The sequence below is a fragment of the Ectothiorhodospira shaposhnikovii genome (assembly GCF_047222355.1).
Lineage (GTDB): Bacteria > Pseudomonadota > Gammaproteobacteria > Ectothiorhodospirales > Ectothiorhodospiraceae > Ectothiorhodospira.
Genome location: NZ_CP178333.1, coordinates 1,256,797 through 1,274,202 on the forward strand (window position 1 = coordinate 1,256,797; position 17,406 = coordinate 1,274,202).

Sequence of the window (17,406 nt, forward strand, 5' to 3'; positions counted from 1 at the left end):
CTGAGTGGCTGCTTCGGCTTACGCCTCGCGGATGGCGTGGGCCAGATAGTTGACATCGACACCGGGACCCAGGCGATAGGTGCCGGAGAGGAACTGGTAGTGCATGCCCATCAGTTCCTTCAGGGTCAGATTGGCCTCGCGCATCCATTGCTCCATCTCCGATGGGCGGACGAAGCGGGCGTATTCATGGGTGCCCTTGGGTAGCATGCGCATGAGGTATTCCGCGCCCAGAATGGCCATGGCGAAGGCCTGGGGCGTGCGGTTGAGGGTGGCGAAGAAGACATGGCCACCGGGCTTCACCAGGCGGGCGCAGGCATGGATGACGGAACCCGGGTCGGGGACATGCTCCAGCATTTCCATGCAGGTGACCACATCGAAGGCGCCGGGCATGGCTTCTGCCAGCACCTCGGCGGAGGTCTGCCGGTAATCCACTTCCAGGCCGGACTCCAGCAGGTGCATGCGGGCCACGCCCAGACCGTCCTCGCTCATGTCGATGCCGGTGACCTGAGCGCCACGCTGGGCCATGGCTTCGGAGAGCAGGCCGCCGCCGCAGCCCACGTCCAGGACCTTGAGGCCCTTGAGTCCGCCGCAGCCTTCATCGATGTAGTCCAGGCGCAGGGGGTTGATTTCGTGCAGGGGGCGGCATTCACCGCTGGGGTCCCACCAGCGGTGGGCCATGTCACCAAACTTGGCGATCTCGGCGGGGTCGACGTTGTGATGGGTCTCGGACATGGGGATCGGTCTGCTGGAATGATGGGGCATTGTACTCACCGGGGCGACATTTTATCCACCTGGAGCCGGAATCCTCCAGGTGTCCATCCCGGTGGGAGCGGGTCTGCCCGCGAACAGTGGCTCATCCGGAGCCGGTCTGATGATCCGCCCTGGCGATCTTCTCCTGCCAGATCCCGATGCGCCGGTGCAGATCGGCCTCGTCAATGGTGGTGAGCTGCCGGTCCCGCAGCAGCGGGCGGCCGTCCACCCAGACATCACTGACCTGATGGCGGCCGCAGGCATAGATCAGATGGGATACCGGGTCATAGACCGGACGGCATTCCAGGTCATCCATGAATACCGCGGTGATGTCCGCTCGCTTGCCGGGGACCAGGGAACCGATCTCATCAGCCAGGCCCAGGGCGCGGGCGCCGTTGAGGGTGGCCATGCGCAGGGCGGTGTGGGCGGGCAGGGCCGCCGCGTTGCCGCTGACTCCCTTGGCCAGCAGGGCGGCGGTGCGCATCTCGCCGAACATGTCCAGATCGTTGTTGCTGGCGGTACCGTCGGTACCCAGGGCCACGTTGACGCCCGCCTCCAGCAGGGCCTGCACCGGGCAGAAACCGGAGGCCAGTTTGAGGTTGGATTCGGGGCAGTGGACCACATGGGTGCCGGCCTGGGCCAGGTGGGCGATCTCCGCCGGTTGCAGCTGGGTCATGTGAATGGCCATGAGATTGGAACCGCTCAGGCCCAGTCCGGCCAGCCGCTCCAGGGGCCGGACACCGAAGCGGGCGGTGGCCTCGTTGACCTCGTGGGCGGTTTCATGGACGTGCATGTGAATGGGCAGGTCCAGTTCATCGGCCAGGGTGACCAGCCGCTTCAGGGGCTCGTCGGACACCGTGTAGGGGGCGTGGGGGGCAAAGCAGAAGGAGAGCAGGGCGTTGCCTTTGTGGCGATCGTAGATTTCCAGGCCCTTGGCGATGTATTCGTCGCCGTTGGCGGCCCAGCTGCTGGGAAAATCGATGACGATGAGGCCGATGGCCGCTCGCAGGCCCACCTGGGAGGCCACCAGGGCGGTGGTTTCCGGGAAGAAGTACATGTCATTGAAACAAGTGGTGCCGCCGCGCAGCATTTCGGCGGCGGCCAGCAGGCTGCCGTCGTGGACGAAATCCTCACCGACGAAGCGGCCTTCGGCGGGCCAGATATGGTTCTGCAGCCAGTCCATCAGGGGCAGGTCGTCGGCCAGCCCCCGCAGCAGGGTCATCGGCGAGTGGGTGTGGGCATTGATCAGGCCCGGGATGAGGGCGTGCCGGTCCAGGCGGCGGTGGGTATCGGCCTGGTAGCGCCGTTCCGCCTCGGGGGTGGGCAACAGATCCAGTATGCGGCCCTCGTGGATGACCAGGGTGTGATGGTCCAGGACCTGATTGTCCGGTTCCACCGGGATGATCCAGCGGGCGGAGATCATTTTTTCGACGTTTTTCATGGCGGAAAAGATAACTGCACCCTGTCGCGGCGGGCAAGCGGTACATCGGTCTTGATCCAACCCACTGGCGGCGGAATCATGGCGGACATACAATCCTGCCCCATGAACACACACGCCCATGACTCCATTCGTGCCGTGCAGTGGACCGGCACCCACCTGCGCCTGCTGGATCAGCGGCGCCTTCCCCACGAATCCGTCTACCTGGACATGGATACGGCCCCGGAGGCGGCCGTGGCCATTCGCGACATGGTGGTGCGCGGCGCCCCGGCCATCGGGGTGACGGCCGCCTATGCGGTGGTCCTGTCCGCTCGTCAGGCCTGGTCCCGTGATCCGTCCCACTGGCGGGACGCCATGCAGGCGGATCTGGACACCCTGGCGGCCTCTCGTCCCACCGCCGTGAACCTGTTCTGGGCCCTGGCCCATATGCGTCGGCTCATGGATCGCCTGCCCGACGGTGTCGACCCCACCGGCGAACTGCTGCTTGAGGCCGAGCGCATCCATCACGACGACATCGAAGGCAACCGCCGCATGGGCGAACTGGGCGCCGCCCTGATCGACCCCGGCAAGGCCGTGCTGACCCACTGCAATACCGGCTCGCTGGCCACCGGCGGCTACGGCACCGCCCTGGGAGTCATCCGCAGTGCCTATGCCAAGGGCCTGATTCCCCATGTCTTTGCCGATGAAACCCGACCCTGGTTGCAGGGGGCGCGCCTGACCGCCTGGGAACTGGTGCAGGACGGCATTCCGGTCAGCCTGCTGTGCGAGGGCGCGGCCGCCAGCCTGATGCGGGAAGATCGGGTGAGCTGGGTGATCGTGGGCGCGGACCGCATTGCCGCCAATGGCGATGCCGCCAACAAGATCGGCACCTATGGTCTGGCCGTGCTGGCCCGGCATCATGGGGTGCGCTTCATGGTGGTGGCCCCCACCACCACCATCGACATGGAAGCGGCCGACGGCAGCGCCATTCCGATCGAGCAGCGCGGGGCCGAGGAAGTGCTGGAACTGGCCGGAAAGCGGGTGGCCGCCGATGGGGCAGGGGCCTGGAACCCGGCCTTTGACGTCACCCCCGCCGGACTGATCGACGCCATCGTCACCGAACGGGGTGTGGTGGAACAGCCGGATCGGGAAAAAATGCTGGCTCTGATGTCGGGACGCTGACTTGACCTGGCCTTGCGGTTGCCGGGACTTGTCCGGCAACCGCCGCCGAAACCATGCGGCGGACGGGGCGGCGGCCCCCTGGCCATCCCGACGTTGTGGTATGATTGTCCGCTTGTTCTGATCCCTTTTTCCGCCCATCATCACGCCCTGAGACTGAATGGCCGAATTCGCCAAAGAAATCCTCCCCGTCAATCTCGAAGACGAGATGCGCCAGTCCTATCTGGACTACGCGATGAGTGTCATCATCGGGCGCGCCCTGCCCGACGTGCGGGACGGACTCAAGCCGGTACACCGCCGCGTCCTCTTCGCCATGCGCGAGCTGGGCAATGACTGGAACAAACCCTACAAGAAATCCGCCCGCGTGGTCGGTGACGTGATCGGTAAGTATCACCCTCATGGTGATTCCGCCGTCTACGACACCATCGTGCGCATGGCCCAGCCCTTCTCCATGCGCTACATGCTGGTGGACGGGCAGGGCAACTTCGGCTCAGTGGACGGCGACGCCCCGGCGGCGATGCGATACACCGAAGTCCGCATGGCCCGGATCGCCCACGAAATGCTGGCGGACATCGACAAGGAAACCGTCGATTTCGTCGACAACTACGACGGTTCCGAGTCCGAACCCTCCGTCTTCCCCGCCCAGTTGCCCCATCTGCTGATCAACGGCTCGGCCGGCATCGCGGTGGGCATGGCCACCAACATCCCGCCCCATAACCTCACCGAGGTGGTGAATGCCTGCATTGCCCTGATTGATGACCCGGAACTGGGCATCGACGGGCTGATGGAGCATCTGCCGGGTCCGGATTTCCCCACCGCCGGCACCATCAACGGCGATCGCGGCATCCACGAGGCCTACCGCACCGGCCGCGGTCGCATCTACGTGCGCGCCCGCACCGAGATCGAGACCGACGAGCGGACCGGGCGTCAGTCCATCATCGTCACCGAGCTGCCCTACCAGGTGAACAAGGCCCGGTTGCTGGAACGCATTGCCGAACTGGTCAAGGAGAAGAAGCTCGAAGGCATCAGCGAGCTGCGGGACGAATCCGACAAGGACGGCATGCGCATGGTGGTGGAACTCAAGCGCGGCGAAGTCCCCGAGGTGATCATCAACAATCTCTATCAGCACACCCAGATGCAGAACGTGTTCGGCATCAACATGGTGGCGCTGGTGGATGGTCAGCCCCGTCTTCTGGATCTCAAGCAGATCCTGGAGGCCTTCCTGCGCCATCGCCGGGAAGTGGTGACCCGACGGACCATCTATGAGCTGCGCAAGGCCCGTGAGCGTGCCCACGTGCTGGAAGGCCTGGCGGTGGCACTGGCCAATATCGACGAGGTCATCGCCCTGATCAAGGCCTCCGGCAGCCCCGCCGAAGCCAAGGAAGGGCTGCTGGCCCGGGCCTGGAATCCGGGTGTGGTGACCGGCATGCTGGAACGTGCCGGGGCCCTGGCTTCCCGCCCCGAGGACCTGGCGCCGGCATTCGGTCTGAGGGAGGACGGTTATCATCTGTCCGAGGCCCAGGCCCAGGCCATCCTGGACCTGCGCCTGCATCGTCTGACCGGGCTGGAGCAGGACAAGATCGTCGCCGAGTATCGGGAACTGCTGGAGCGCATCCATTACCTGCTGGAGATCCTCGGCAGCCCGGATCGGTTGATGGCGGTGATTCGCGAGGAACTGGAAGCGATCCGGGAACAGTACGGTGATGAACGCCGGACCGAGATCCTGAGCACCCAGCTTGACCTGACCCTGGAGGATCTGATCACCGAGGAAGACGTGGTGGTCACCCTGTCCCATGCCGGTTATGCCAAGTACCAGCCCCTGAGCGCCTATCGTGCCCAGCGCCGTGGCGGCCGGGGCAAGACCGCCACCACCTTCCGCGACGAGGATTTCGTGGATCGTCTGGTGGTGGCCAACACCCACGACACCATCCTGTGCTTCTCCAGCCGTGGCAAGGCCTACTGGCTCAAGGTGTATGAACTGCCCCTGGGCAGTCGTACCGCCCGCGGCCGCCCCATGGTCAACCTGTTGCCCCTGGAGGAAGGGGAACGGATCAACGCCATTCTGCCGGTGCGTGAGTTCAGCGAGGATGTCTATGTCTTCATGGCCACCAGTGAAGGCGTGGTGAAGAAGACGCCGTTGGTGGATTTCTCCCGTCCCCGTTCCAACGGCATCATCGCCGTGGGTCTGCGGGATGGAGACTGGCTGGTGGATGTGAAGATCACCGACGGCCGCAAGGACGTCATGCTGCTCACTTCCGCCGGCAAAGCCATTCGCTTCAACGAGGATTCCGTCCGTCCCATGGGGCGTACCGCCAGTGGCGTGCGCGGCGTGAAGCTGAGCGAGGGCCAGCAGGTGATTTCCCTGATCATCGTCGATCAGGGCACCATCCTGGTGGCCACCGAGAACGGTTACGGCAAGCGCACCCCGCCGGAGGATTTCCCGCTCCATGGCCGTGGTGGTCAGGGAGTCATCGCCATCCAGACCGGCGGCCGCAACGGCAACGTGGTCGGCGCGACCCTGGTGGGCGACGAGGACGAGGTCATGCTCATCACCAACGGGGGTACGCTGGTGCGGACTCCGGTGGCCGATATCTCGGTGCTGGGTCGCAACACCCAGGGCGTGAGGCTGATCCGTCTGGCCGACGACGAGAACCTGGTGGAACTGGCCCGGGTGGAAGGTCTCAACGGGGAAGGCGAGGATGAGGCCGCCCCCGAGGATGCCGATGCCTGAGTCCGTTCCGGCTTTCGCGGCCAAGGGCCGCTCCCACGGAGGGCGGTCTCCCACACAGTGCTGCTTTTGCCTGGATGGCGACAAACCGTATTCGTAGTGTGATCCAACCCTGGAGCAAACCATGACACGAGTCTACAACTTCAGCGCCGGCCCCGCCGTGCTGCCCGAGCCGGTGCTGGAACGCGCCCGCGAAGAAATGCTCGACTGGAACGGGACCGGTATGTCGGTGATGGAAATGAGTCACCGTGGCAAGGCCTTTGTGTCCATCGCCGCCCAGGCGGAACAGGATCTGCGGGATCTGTTGCAGATCCCCGCCAACTACAAGGTGCTGTTCCTGCAGGGCGGTGCCACCGGCCAGTTCGCCGCCATCCCCATGAACCTGCTGCGGGGCAAGACCCGGGTGGACTATGTCAACACCGGCGCCTGGTCCAAGAAGGCCATCTCCGAAGCCAGGAAATATGCGGATGTGAACGTGGTGGCCACCGCCGCCGACAGCCACTTCACCACCATCCCGGCCTTTGATACCTGGCAGCGCGGCAGCGATGCCGCCTACCTGCACTACACCCCCAACGAGACCATCGGCGGGGTGGAATTCCACTGGATCCCCGAATCCGGTGACGTACCCCTGGTGGCGGACATGTCCTCCAACATCCTGTCCGGTCCCCTGGATGTCTCCCGCTTCGGCCTCATCTACGCCGGCGCCCAGAAGAACATCGGTCCCGCCGGCCTCACCCTGGTGATCGTGCGTGACGACCTGCTGGGCGGCGCCATGGCATCCACCCCCAGCATCTTCGACTACCAGGTGCAGGTGGAAGCCGAGTCCATGTCCAACACCCCGCCCACCTATGCCTGGTACCTGGCCGGCCTGGTGTTCCAGTGGCTCAAGGAGATCGGCGGCCTGAAGGTGATGGAGGAGATCAATCGCCGCAAGGCCGAGAAGCTCTACAAGGCCATCGACAACTCCGCCTTCTACACCAACCCGGTGGATGTGGCTGCCCGCTCCCGCATGAACGTGCCCTTCACCCTGGCGGACCCCGAACTGGACGGCCTGTTCCTCAAGGAAGCCGAGCAGGCGGGACTGACCACCCTCAAGGGCCACCGCTCAGTGGGTGGCATGCGTGCCAGCATCTACAACGCCATGCCCGAGGCCGGCGTCGATGCCCTGGTGGAATTCATGGTGGACTTCGAACAGCGCAAGGCCTGACATGTACAAGATCCTTACCCTGAACAACATCTCTCCCAGGGGCCTGGACCGGTTCGGCCACGAGCATTACGAAGTGGCCTCCGAAATCAGCCAGCCCGATGCCGTCATGGTGCGTTCGTTCAACATGCATCAGATGGAGATTCCCGCCAGCCTCAAGGCCGTGGGCCGCGCCGGTGCCGGCGTGAACAACATTCCCCTGGATGCCATGACCGAGCGGGGCGTGGCGGTTTTCAATGCGCCCGGCGCCAATGCCAACGCGGTGAAGGAACTGGTGCTGGCGGGGATGCTGCTGGCGGCCCGCAACATCTGCCAGGCCTGGGACTACACCCGCCATCTGGAAGGGGATGACGCCACCCTGCACAAGCAGGTGGAAGCCGGCAAGAAACAGTTCAGTGGTTTTGAACTGCCCGGCCGTACCCTGGGCGTGGTGGGTCTGGGGGCCATCGGTGTCCTGGTGGCCAATGCCGCGCGCGCCCTGGGCATGAACGTCATCGGCTTCGATCCGCACATCACCGTGCGTGCCGCCTGGCAGCTGGATGCCGGTGTGCAGCAGGCCCTGAGCGTGGACGATCTGATCGCCCGATGCGACATGGTCACCTTCCATGTCCCCCTGAACGACCATACCCGTCATCTGCTCAACCGGGAGCGGCTTCACTCCATGCGGGACGGTGCCGTGGTGCTGAATTTTGCCCGCGAGGGCATCGTGGACGAGGCCGCCGTGCTCGAGGCCCTGGAAGCAGGCAAGCTGCGCAGTTATGTGTGTGATTTCCCCAGCAACAACCTGATGGGCAAGGCCGGGGTGATCGCCCTGCCGCACCTGGGTGCCTCTACCCAGGAAGCGGAGGAGAACTGCGCCGTCATGGTGGCGGATCAGCTGCGCGAGTACCTGGAGCACGGCAATGTGCGCAATTCCGTGAACCTGCCGGAGGTGGTGCTGCCTCGGGCGGGCAAGACCCGTCTGGCGGTCATCAACCGCAATCTGCCGGACATGGTGGGGCAGATCTCCCATGTGCTGGGGCAGAACAGCATCAATATCGTCCACATGGTGAATGAATCCCGCGCCGGAGTTGCCTACAATCTCATCGACGTGGAAGACGAGATCGGTGAAGAAGCGGCCCGCGCCATCGCGGGCATTGACGGCGTGTTGCGGGTCCGCGTCCTGTAACAGGTCCCACGGCTAGAGCAGATCGAGATATGAGTGGTCAGGACGGGGAGACGCTGGACGGCATTCGCCGGCGCATTGATGCGCTGGACGATGAGATCATGCGTCTGATCAGCGAACGGGCCGACTGTGCCCAGGAAGTGGCCCGCATCAAGCGGGCCGCCGATGCCCGGGCGGAGTTTTACCGTCCGGAACGGGAGGCCCAGGTATTGCGCCGGATTCAGGCGGCCAATCCCGGCCCCCTGAACAGCGAGGAGATGGCCCGGTTGTTCCGGGAGATCATGTCCGCCTGTCTGGCCCTGGAGCAGCAGTTGTCCATTGCCTTTCTGGGGCCGGAGGGGACCTTCACCCAGGCCGCCGCCCTCAAGCATTTCGGGCATTCGGTCAATACGGTCCCCATGAATGCCATCGACGAGGTATTCCGTGAAGTGGAGTCCGGCAGTGCCCATTACGGGGTGGTGCCGGTGGAGAACTCCACGGAAGGGGTGGTGACCCATACCCTGGACCGCTTCATGCAGTCTCCCCTGAGCATCTGCGGTGAGGTGGAGCTGAGAATTCATCACCACCTGCTGTCCACGGCCGACGCGCTGTCCCGGGTGGAGCGGATCTATTCCCACCAGCAGTCCCTGGCCCAGTGCCGGGAGTGGCTGGATGCCCGTCTGCCCCATGCCGAGCGCCTGTCGGTGAGCAGCAATGCCGATGCGGCCCGGCGTGCGTCCCGGGAGCCGGGGGCGGCGGCCATTGCCAGCGAGGCGGCGGCGGAGCTTTACGGCCTCAACGTGCTGGCGGCCAATATCGAGGACTCACCGGACAACACCACCCGCTTCCTGGTGATCGGACCCCGTTCCAGCGGGCCCTCCGGCAACGACAAGACCTCGCTGCTGGTATCGGCCCGCAATCGCCCCGGTTCCCTCCATGGTCTGCTCTCGCCCTTTGCCGATAATGACGTGAGCCTGACCCGGATCGAATCCCGGCCTTCCCACTGCGTGAACTGGGAATATGTGTTCTTCATGGACATCGAGGGTCATGCCCAGGATGCCCACGTGGCCAAGGCCCTGAGAGAACTCAAGCAGGAAGCGGAACTGGTCAAGGTGCTGGGTTCCTACCCCAAGGCGGTTCTGTAGGCCCTTGCATCGGAGGCGGCCATCCGCGCTCGGGCAGTTTTGTGACGGCTTCCAAGAATCAACCCCGGAGACAACATGAGCTGTGATTACCGTGCCCTGGCCAATGCCGGGGTTCAGAGCCTGATGCCTTACCAGCCCGGCAAGCCGGTGGAGGAGCTGGAGCGGGAACTGGGCATCCGCGAGAGCATCAAGCTGGCCTCCAACGAAAACCCCCTGGGCCCCAGTCCCCGTGCCATTCAGTCCCTGGGCGGATTGCTGGAGGGGCTGGCCCTGTATCCCGATGGCGGCGGTTTCGCCTTGCGCCGCCGTCTGGGGGAGGTGCTGGGGGTGGAACCGGCCTGCATCACTCTGGGCAACGGCTCCAACGACGTGCTGGAACTCATTGCCCGGGCCTATCTCTCCCCCGGCCGCAACGCGGTCTTCTCCGCCCATGCCTTTGCCGTCTATCCGCTGGTGGTGCAGGCGGTGGATGCCGAGGCCCGCGTCGCCCCGGCCAATCCCGTGGATCATGCCATGCCCTACGGCCACGACCTGGCCGCCATGGCGGAGCGGGTGGATGCCCATACCCGGGTGATCTTCGTCGCCAACCCCAACAATCCCACCGGCACCTGGCTGGATGGCGCTTCCCTCAAGGCCTTCATCGCCGCTCAGCCCCGGGAGACCCTGGTGGTGGTGGACGAGGCCTATTTCGAATACGTGGAAGAAGCCGAATACCCGGATACCACCCGCTGGCTGGCGGAATTCCCCAACCTGGTGGTGACCCGGACCTTTTCCAAGATCCACGGCCTGGCGGGTCTGCGCATCGGCTACGCGGTGTCCAGTCCGGAGGTGGCGGACATCCTCAATCGGGTGCGTCAGCCTTTCAATACCAACACCCTGGCCCAGGCCGGTGCCCTGGCCGCCCTGGAAGACGACGCCCACGTGCGTGAGTCCGTCAGGGTGAACCGGGAAGGTTTGGCCTTTCTCACCGCCGCCTGCCGCGAGCGGGGTCTGGATTTCATTCCTTCGGTGGGCAACTTCCTGTGCATCGACATGGGCCGGGAAGCCGGGCCGGTGTATCAGGCCCTGCTGCACCAGGGGGTGATCGTGCGTCCCGTGGGCGGCGGTTACGGTCTGCCCCGTCATCTGCGGGTGACGGTGGGGCGTGCCCATGAAAACCGGCGTTTCATCGACGCCCTGGATCAGGTGTTGGGCCGGTGATTCGTCGTCTGACCATTTTCGGTGTCGGCCTCATCGGCGGTTCCCTGGCCCTGGCCCTGCGCCGGGCCGGTACCTGTGAGGAAGTGGTAGGCTGTTCCCGTTCCGAGGACCATCTGCGCCAGGCGGTGGAGCTGGGCGTGATCGACCGCTACAGCCTGGATCCGGCAGAGGCAGTGGCCGGTGCCGACATGGTGGTGCTGGCGGTGCCCCTGGGCGCGATGGGCGGCGTCTGCGCCGCCATCCGTGACCATCTGGCACCGGATGCGGCCCTCACCGATGTGGGCAGCGCCAAGGGCAGCGTGGTGGACGCAGTGCGGGAAGGGTTCGGTGAACTGCCCCATGGCTTCGTGCCCGGTCATCCCATTGCCGGGACCGAGCGCAGCGGCGTGGCGGCGGCCTTCCCGACCCTGTTTCAAGGCCGGCGGGTGATTCTTACCCCGCTGGATACCACGGACATCGGTGCCCTGGCCAAGGTGCGCACCATGTGGGAGGAGACCGGGGCGGTGGTGGAAAGCATGTCCGTGGCTCATCATGACGAAATCCTGGCCGCCACCAGTCATCTGCCTCATCTGCTGGCCTTCGGCCTGGTGGACAGCCTGGCCCGCATGGGTGAGCGGGACGAGATCTTCCGTTATGCGGCCGGCGGTTTTCGCGACTTTACCCGCATCGCTTCCAGCGATCCGGTGATGTGGCGGGATATCTGCCTGTCCAACCGGGAGGCCATCCTGTCGGTGATGGCCCACTACCAGGAAGATTTGACCATGATCACCGAGGCGGTGTCCCGGGGTGACGGTGAGCGGCTGCTGGAGATCTTTCAGCGCGCCAAGGCGGCCCGGGATCGGTTCTGTGAGTGAATGTTCTTTTCGTGGATGCAGGTGATCAGATGACACACGGCAGTATGCTGGAATTCCTGGTGGAACCGGGCGGTCGGCTTGAAGGCCGCTGCCGGGTTCCCGGTGACAAATCCATCTCTCATCGCTCCATCATGCTGGGCGCGCTGGCGGAAGGCACCACCGAGGTGAGTGGTTTTCTGGAGGGAGAGGACTGCCTGGCCACCCTCAAGGCCTTTCGCGCCATGGGGGTACGGATCGACGGTCCCGAAGCCGGGCGGGTGACCATCCACGGCGTGGGCTTGCAGGGTCTGAAGGCCCCCGACGCCCCCCTGGACCTGGGTAACTCCGGGACATCCATGCGCCTGATGGCCGGCCTGCTGGCCGGACAGCCGTTTGATACCGTGTTGACCGGCGATGCCTCCCTGAGCCGTCGACCCATGCGTCGTGTCACCGAACCACTGTCACGCATGGGTGCCCGCATCGACACCGGCCCCGAGGGCCGTCCCCCCCTGACCATCCGGGGTGGACGGGCGCTGGAGGGCGTTGACTATGACATGCCCGTGGCCAGTGCCCAGGTCAAGTCCAGTCTACTCCTGGCCGGCCTCTATGCCCGGGGCAGGACCTGTGTGACCGAACCGGCACCAACCCGGGACCACACCGAGCGCATGCTCACCGGGTTCGGCTATGACGTGGCGTGCGACCAGGGGCGGGTCTGCCTGCAGGGTGGGGGGCGTCTGCACGCCGCTGCCATCGACGTGCCGGCGGATATCTCATCCGCGGCCTTCTTCCTGGTGGGGGCCTCCATCGCGCCCGGTTCCGAGCTGACCCTGGAGCATGTGGGCGTCAATCCCACCCGCACCGGCATCATCGATATCCTGCAACTGATGGGGGCCGACATCCGCCTGGAAAATCCCCGTGAAGTGGGTGGCGAGCCGGTGGCGGATCTGGTGGTGCGGGCCGCCCCCCTCAAGGGCATCCGTATCCCCGAGGCCCTGGTGCCCCTGGCCATCGACGAATTTCCCGCCATCTTCGTGGCGGCCGCCTGTGCCGAGGGTGAAACCGTGCTCACCGGTGCCGAGGAGTTACGGGTCAAGGAAAGCGACCGGATCCAGGTGATGGCCGATGGCCTGGCCGCCTGCGGTATCCAGGCGCGACCCACGCCGGACGGCATCGTGATTCAGGGTGGCCGGCTGCAGGGCGGCGTGGTGCAGAGTCACGGCGATCATCGCATTGCCATGTCCTTTGCCATGGCGGCGCTGCGGGCCCAGGGATCCATCCGCATCCAGGACTGCGCCAACGTGAATACCTCCTTCCCGGGTTTTGCCGCGCTTGCCGGTGGGGCGGGGCTGAACATCCATGTGATGGAGGGGGGCGTCTGATGTCCGTGCCCGTGATTACCCTGGACGGTCCCGGTGGTTCCGGCAAGGGGACGGTGAGCCGCCTGCTGGCCGAACGATTGGGCTGGTCCTTCCTCGACAGCGGTGCTTTGTACCGTCTGGTGGCCCTGGGCGCCCTGCGCCGCGGGATGGCGCTGGACGACGTGGCGCGAGTGTCCGAGCTGGCCCGTCATCTGGATGTGTGCTTTGAACTGGATGAGGCCGGTGCCCCCACGGTTCGCCTGGACGGCGATCGGGTGGGCGGCGAGTTACGTACCGAGGCCTGTGGCGATGCCGCTTCAAAAGTGGCCGCCATTCCCGAAGTCCGGCAGGCCCTGCTGGATCGGCAGCGGGATTTTCGCAGCGCCCCGGGGCTGGTGGCCGATGGCCGGGATATGGGCACGGTGGTCTTTCCCGATGCGCCATTGAAGGTTTTCCTGACCGCGGACACGGAAGAGAGGGCCCGGCGTCGCTACCTGCAGTTGAAGGAGCAGGGCCTTAATGCTAACCTGCCAGCCCTCATAGAAGAGCTGGCCGAACGTGATCGGCGTGATGCGGAGCGGGCCGTGGCCCCGCTCAGGCCCGCGGAAGATGCCATCGAGGTGAACTCCACCCACATGAGCATCGATACGGTCCTGAACGAGATCCTCGCATTGGCGGCGAAACGCGGTCTGATGGCAGTGCAATGATCGTATGGTCCGGGGCAGGCAAGCCCGGGATCCTTTTTGAATAACCGGTCTGCAACGGGATAGTGCAGGCCCCAATACTATTTTGCAGGTTCAACCAACCCATGACTGAAAGTTTCGCGCAACTGCTCGAAGAGAGCTTGTCCTCCATCGAGATGCGGCCCGGCTCCATCTTGAACGGCACTGTCATCAACATCACCAATGACATGGTGGTGGTCAATGCCGGCCTCAAGTCCGAGGGCGTCATCCCCATCGAGCAGTTCTACAACGAAAAGGGTGAGCTGGAAATCCAGATCGGCGATCTGGTGGAAGTGGCCCTGGAGTCCCCCGAAGACGGCTTCGGCGAGACCCGCATGTCCCGCGAGAAGGCCAAGCGTGCCAAGGCCTGGGAACGCCTCGAAGAAGCCATGGAGAAGGACGAGACCATCGCCGGCATGATCAGCGGCAAGGTCAAGGGCGGCTTCACCGTGGAACTGGGCGACATCCGCGCCTTCCTGCCGGGCTCCCTGGTGGACGTCCGCCCCGTGCGCGACACCGCGTACCTGGAAGGCAAGGAACTGGAGTTCAAGCTCATCAAGCTGGATCGTCGCCGCAACAACGTGGTGGTGTCCCGCCGCGCCGTGGTGGAGAAGGAATACAGCGCCGAGCGCGAAGCCCTGCTCAAGAACCTGCAGGAAGGCATGGTCCTCAACGGTATCGTCAAGAACCTCACCGACTACGGTGCGTTCCTGGATCTGGGCGGTATCGACGGCCTGCTGCACATCACCGACATGGCCTGGAAGCGGGTCAAGCACCCCTCCGAAGTGGTCAACATCGGTGACGAGATCCAGGTCAAGGTCCTCAAGTTCGACCGCGAGCGCAACCGCGTCTCCCTGGGTCTGAAGCAGCTGGGCGAAGATCCGTGGGAAAACATCACCCGCCGTTATCCGGTGGGCACCCGTCTGTTCGGCAAGATCACCAACATCACCGACTACGGCTGCTTCGTGGAAGTGGAAGACGGCGTCGAAGGTCTGGTGCACGTCTCCGAGATGGATTGGACCAACAAGAACGTGAACCCCGCCAAGGTCGTGGTGGTGGGCGAGGAAGTGGAAGTGATGATCCTCGACATCGACGAGGAGCGTCGCCGCATCTCCCTGGGCATGAAGCAGTGCCAGCCCAACCCCTGGGACGAGTTCGCCGCCATGCACAACAAGGGCGAGAAGGTCTCCGGTGTGATCAAGTCCATCACCGACTTCGGCATCTTCGTGGGCCTGGAAGGCGGTATCGACGGTCTGGTTCACCTGTCCGACCTGTCCTGGAACATGCCCGGTGAAGAAGCCGTTCGCAACTTCCGCAAGGGCGAGGAGATCGAAGCCGTGGTGCTGTCCGTGGACCCCGAGCGTGAGCGCATCTCCCTGGGTCTGAAGCAGCTGGACAAGGATCCCTTCTCCAACTTCGTGGCCGAAAACGCCAAGGGCAGCATCGTCAAGGGTGTGGTCCGGGAAGTGGACGCCAAGGCTGCCGTGGTGGAACTGGGTGATGGCGTCGACGGTATTCTGCGTGCCTCCGAACTGTCCCGGGATCGCGTCGAGGACGCCCGCACCGTGCTGAGCGTCGGTGACGCGGTGGAAGCCAAGTTCGTGGGCGTGGATCGCAAGAACCGCACCGTGACCCTGTCCATCAAGGCCAAGGAAAGCGACGAAGAAGCCGAAGTGATGCAGGACTACAGCGGTTCCTCCGCGGCTACCACCTCCCTGGGTGCGTTGCTGAAGGAACAGCTGGCCGGCAGCGGCGACTCCGAGAAGAAGTAAGGCTCGCTCCATCATCCCCGGATGCAACCCATCCGGGGATGTTTGCGTGCCGGGAGTCATGGTCGTGTAACATGCAAAGGGCAGGACGATGACGAAATCGGAACTCATCGATATACTAGCTCGCAAGCAGAGCCATCTCGCGTATAAAGATGTCGAGTTGTCGGTCAAGACCATACTCGAACAGATGAGCCAGGCACTGGCCACCGGAGACCGGATCGAGATTCGCGGTTTCGGCAGTTTCTCGCTGCATTTCCGGCCGCCGCGGGTAGGGCGCAACCCCAAGACGGGTGAGACCGTGTCTCTGCCGGGGAAATACGTGCCTCACTTCAAGCCTGGCAAGGAATTGCGGGAGCGGGTCAATGAGCCGGAAAAGGCCGGGATCCGCTGACGTGGCAACACACTAATGTCCACAATCGGGAAAGCAGCCCATGAGTCGAGTCATTCTTCCGTTGGTTCTCATCCTGGCCGTTGTTCTGGGGGCCAGTTTCACGATTCTTAATGCCGGGGAGGTGGATGTACACCTGTACCTGGAAAGTTTCCAGGTGCCGCTGTCCATCGTAGTCTTCGTCAGCATGCTGCTGGGGGCCGTTCTTGGGGGTCTGGCTTGCAGCGGTCTGGTGATGCGCCGTGGCCGTGACGCACGCCTGCTACGCAAGCGTTGCAAGCGGGCCGAAGATGAGATTGCCAGACTGCGCGCACTACCCAGCAACAGCAAGGTTTAATTTTCATGATGGAACTCCTGTGGCTGCTGCTGCCGGTAGCGGCAGCCTCGGGGTGGCTGGCGGCCCGTCGTACGGCTCGGCATGATGTCGAGCCCGAGCGGGCCGTTACCTTTTCCAGCCATTACATCAAGGGTCTCAACTATCTCCTGACCGAACAGTCGGACCGTGCCCTGGAAGTGTTCATCGACATGGTGGACGTGGATCCGGACACGGTGGAGACCCACCTGATCCTCGGCAGCCTGTTCCGTCGCCGGGGCGAGGTCGACCGGGCGATCCGTATCCATCAGAACCTGGTGGAGCGGGAAAATCTGGATCCGGCACAGCGAGCCAATGCCCTGATGGAGCTGGGGCGCGACTACATGAAGGCCGGTCTGCTGGATCAGGCCGAATCCCTGTTCAAGGAACTCATCCAGCTGGGCTTTCTCCAGGCGGATGCCTACCGGCGCCTGCGTGCCCTGTATGAGCGCGAACGGGATTGGGCCAATGCCATCTGGGCCAGCGAACAGTTGTGTGAATTTTCCACCGAGCCGCAGAACCGCCGTATCGCCCAGTACCATTGCGAACTGGGCGAAATGGCGCGATCGAAGGGGGATGCCCCGGACGCGGGCCGGCATGCCCGCAAGGCCCTGAGTTTTGATCAGGATTGTGCCCGCGCCGGTATCCTCATGGGTGACCTGGCCCTGGATGATGCCAATCCCCGGCTGGCGGTGGAGCACTACAGCCGCGTGATGCGCCGGGATGCGGGATTCATCTCCCTGGTACTCCCCCGCATCCAGGACGCATTTACCCGTCTGGAAGATGCCCGGGGCCTGGAATCCCTGCTGACGGAACTGCGTGACCAGCATCCCTCCGAGGCCACCTCGCTGGCCCTGGCCCAGGCACTGGAAGCCCGGGGACGACTGGATGACCTGGATACGCTGCTGCGGGAGGAGATGGCCCGGGACAAGGTATCCCTGAAACTGTTGCCGGTCTATCTGCGCCTCAAGGCACAGCGCAACGCGGCGACCGCGGACGTGCTTCCGGCGGCCATCGGGATGCTGGACCGGTATCTGGAGGGGCATGTCTGCAACACCTGTACGCAATGCGGATTTCAGTCCCGCACCCATTTCTGGCATTGTCCCAGTTGCCAGGGCTGGGCCACCATCCGTCCCGTTGACAGTCTGATTGATCAGCGTCCGGAAACCTGTTTGACGCCCCCCTGAGCAGGACGGTCCCGCCGTCCTGGTCTGTCC

The 17,406-nt window shown here is 64.4% G+C and carries 15 protein-coding genes; 13 read left to right on the top strand and 2 right to left on the bottom strand.

The features are described 5' to 3' along the window. Nucleotides 1-18: 18 nt before the first annotated feature. The gene (gene ubiG / locus ACLF6L_RS05715; RefSeq protein ID WP_238616598.1) at nucleotides 19-732 is read right to left on the bottom strand and encodes a bifunctional 2-polyprenyl-6-hydroxyphenol methylase/3-demethylubiquinol 3-O-methyltransferase UbiG; all 714 of its coding nucleotides are present in this window, start codon (nucleotides 730-732) and stop codon (nucleotides 19-21) included. A gap of 121 nt (nucleotides 733-853) precedes the next feature. Continuing rightward, nucleotides 854-2,191 carry a TRZ/ATZ family hydrolase gene (locus ACLF6L_RS05720; protein ID WP_412852552.1) on the bottom strand — a complete coding sequence of 446 codons (1,338 nt, stop codon included), beginning with the start codon at nucleotides 2,189-2,191 and terminating at the stop codon, nucleotides 854-856. A gap of 102 nt (nucleotides 2,192-2,293) precedes the next feature. Here ACLF6L_RS05720 and mtnA point away from each other — a divergent pair, with 102 nt between their 5' ends. The 13 genes from mtnA (at nucleotide 2,294) to lapB (ending at nucleotide 17,376) form a co-directional block, all read left to right on the top strand. Continuing rightward, nucleotides 2,294-3,349, top strand: coding sequence for an S-methyl-5-thioribose-1-phosphate isomerase (gene mtnA / locus ACLF6L_RS05725; RefSeq protein WP_238616600.1), 1,056 nt, complete (start codon nucleotides 2,294-2,296; stop codon nucleotides 3,347-3,349). Nucleotides 3,350-3,506: 157 nt separating this feature from the next. Beyond that, nucleotides 3,507-6,077: a DNA gyrase subunit A gene (gyrA, locus tag ACLF6L_RS05730; protein WP_238616601.1), complete on the top strand. Its 2,571-nt coding sequence runs from the start codon at nucleotides 3,507-3,509 to the stop codon at nucleotides 6,075-6,077. 121 nt (nucleotides 6,078-6,198) lie between these two features. After that, the gene (gene serC, locus ACLF6L_RS05735) at nucleotides 6,199-7,281 is read left to right on the top strand and encodes a 3-phosphoserine/phosphohydroxythreonine transaminase (RefSeq protein ID WP_412852553.1); all 1,083 of its coding nucleotides are present in this window, start codon (nucleotides 6,199-6,201) and stop codon (nucleotides 7,279-7,281) included. A gap of 1 nt (nucleotide 7,282) precedes the next feature. Beyond that, nucleotides 7,283-8,446 carry a phosphoglycerate dehydrogenase gene (locus ACLF6L_RS05740; protein WP_238616603.1) on the top strand — a complete coding sequence of 388 codons (1,164 nt, stop codon included), beginning with the start codon at nucleotides 7,283-7,285 and terminating at the stop codon, nucleotides 8,444-8,446. Between the two features lie 29 nt (nucleotides 8,447-8,475). After that, on the top strand, nucleotides 8,476-9,567 hold the full coding sequence (gene pheA, locus ACLF6L_RS05745; RefSeq protein ID WP_238616604.1) for a prephenate dehydratase: 1,092 nt from the start codon (nucleotides 8,476-8,478) through the stop codon (nucleotides 9,565-9,567). A 75-nt stretch (nucleotides 9,568-9,642) separates the two neighbouring features. Beyond that, entirely contained in the window at nucleotides 9,643-10,767 is a 1,125-nt protein-coding gene (gene hisC / locus ACLF6L_RS05750; RefSeq protein WP_238616605.1) for a histidinol-phosphate transaminase, read from the top strand. Next, a complete protein-coding gene (locus ACLF6L_RS05755; RefSeq protein ID WP_008932235.1) occupies nucleotides 10,764-11,621 on the top strand; it encodes a prephenate dehydrogenase in 858 nt (285 codons plus the stop codon). The genes hisC and ACLF6L_RS05755 overlap by 4 nt, the downstream gene beginning before the upstream one ends. A 29-nt stretch (nucleotides 11,622-11,650) precedes the next feature. Further along, complete coding sequence (gene aroA, locus ACLF6L_RS05760; RefSeq protein WP_240544915.1) at nucleotides 11,651-12,979, top strand: 3-phosphoshikimate 1-carboxyvinyltransferase; 1,329 nt, start codon at nucleotides 11,651-11,653, stop codon at nucleotides 12,977-12,979. Next, nucleotides 12,979-13,665, top strand: coding sequence for a (d)CMP kinase (gene cmk, locus ACLF6L_RS05765; protein ID WP_412852554.1), 687 nt, complete (start codon nucleotides 12,979-12,981; stop codon nucleotides 13,663-13,665). Before aroA ends, cmk begins: the two co-directional genes overlap by 1 nt. 101 nt (nucleotides 13,666-13,766) lie before the next feature. Next, on the top strand, nucleotides 13,767-15,452 hold the full coding sequence (gene rpsA, locus ACLF6L_RS05770) for a 30S ribosomal protein S1 (protein ID WP_238616608.1): 1,686 nt from the start codon (nucleotides 13,767-13,769) through the stop codon (nucleotides 15,450-15,452). 88 nt (nucleotides 15,453-15,540) lie between these two features. Next, complete coding sequence (locus ACLF6L_RS05775) at nucleotides 15,541-15,840, top strand: integration host factor subunit beta (protein WP_238616609.1); 300 nt, start codon at nucleotides 15,541-15,543, stop codon at nucleotides 15,838-15,840. A 40-nt stretch (nucleotides 15,841-15,880) separates the two neighbouring features. Next, on the top strand, nucleotides 15,881-16,174 hold the full coding sequence (locus ACLF6L_RS05780; protein WP_238616610.1) for a lipopolysaccharide assembly LapA domain-containing protein: 294 nt from the start codon (nucleotides 15,881-15,883) through the stop codon (nucleotides 16,172-16,174). A gap of 5 nt (nucleotides 16,175-16,179) precedes the next feature. Next, nucleotides 16,180-17,376: a lipopolysaccharide assembly protein LapB gene (gene lapB / locus ACLF6L_RS05785; RefSeq protein ID WP_238616611.1), complete on the top strand. Its 1,197-nt coding sequence runs from the start codon at nucleotides 16,180-16,182 to the stop codon at nucleotides 17,374-17,376. The last annotated feature ends 30 nt before the right edge of the window (nucleotides 17,377-17,406 follow it).

Excerpts from the sequence above, each read along its gene's own strand:
- ubiG (WP_238616598.1), bottom strand. The coding sequence starts at position 732 with ATGTCCGAGACCCATCACAACGTCGACCCCGCCGAGATCGCCAAGTTT.
- ACLF6L_RS05720 (WP_412852552.1), bottom strand. The coding sequence starts at position 2,191 with ATGAAAAACGTCGAAAAAATGATCTCCGCCCGCTGGATCATCCCGGTG.
- mtnA (WP_238616600.1), top strand. The coding sequence starts at position 2,294 with ATGAACACACACGCCCATGACTCCATTCGTGCCGTGCAGTGGACCGGC.
- gyrA (WP_238616601.1), top strand. The coding sequence starts at position 3,507 with ATGGCCGAATTCGCCAAAGAAATCCTCCCCGTCAATCTCGAAGACGAG.
- serC (WP_412852553.1), top strand. The coding sequence starts at position 6,199 with ATGACACGAGTCTACAACTTCAGCGCCGGCCCCGCCGTGCTGCCCGAG.
- ACLF6L_RS05740 (WP_238616603.1), top strand. The coding sequence starts at position 7,283 with ATGTACAAGATCCTTACCCTGAACAACATCTCTCCCAGGGGCCTGGAC.
- pheA (WP_238616604.1), top strand. The coding sequence starts at position 8,476 with ATGAGTGGTCAGGACGGGGAGACGCTGGACGGCATTCGCCGGCGCATT.
- hisC (WP_238616605.1), top strand. The coding sequence starts at position 9,643 with ATGAGCTGTGATTACCGTGCCCTGGCCAATGCCGGGGTTCAGAGCCTG.
- aroA (WP_240544915.1), top strand. The coding sequence starts at position 11,651 with ATGACACACGGCAGTATGCTGGAATTCCTGGTGGAACCGGGCGGTCGG.
- cmk (WP_412852554.1), top strand. The coding sequence starts at position 12,979 with ATGTCCGTGCCCGTGATTACCCTGGACGGTCCCGGTGGTTCCGGCAAG.
- rpsA (WP_238616608.1), top strand. The coding sequence starts at position 13,767 with ATGACTGAAAGTTTCGCGCAACTGCTCGAAGAGAGCTTGTCCTCCATC.
- ACLF6L_RS05775 (WP_238616609.1), top strand. The coding sequence starts at position 15,541 with ATGACGAAATCGGAACTCATCGATATACTAGCTCGCAAGCAGAGCCAT.
- ACLF6L_RS05780 (WP_238616610.1), top strand. The coding sequence starts at position 15,881 with ATGAGTCGAGTCATTCTTCCGTTGGTTCTCATCCTGGCCGTTGTTCTG.
- lapB (WP_238616611.1), top strand. The coding sequence starts at position 16,180 with ATGATGGAACTCCTGTGGCTGCTGCTGCCGGTAGCGGCAGCCTCGGGG.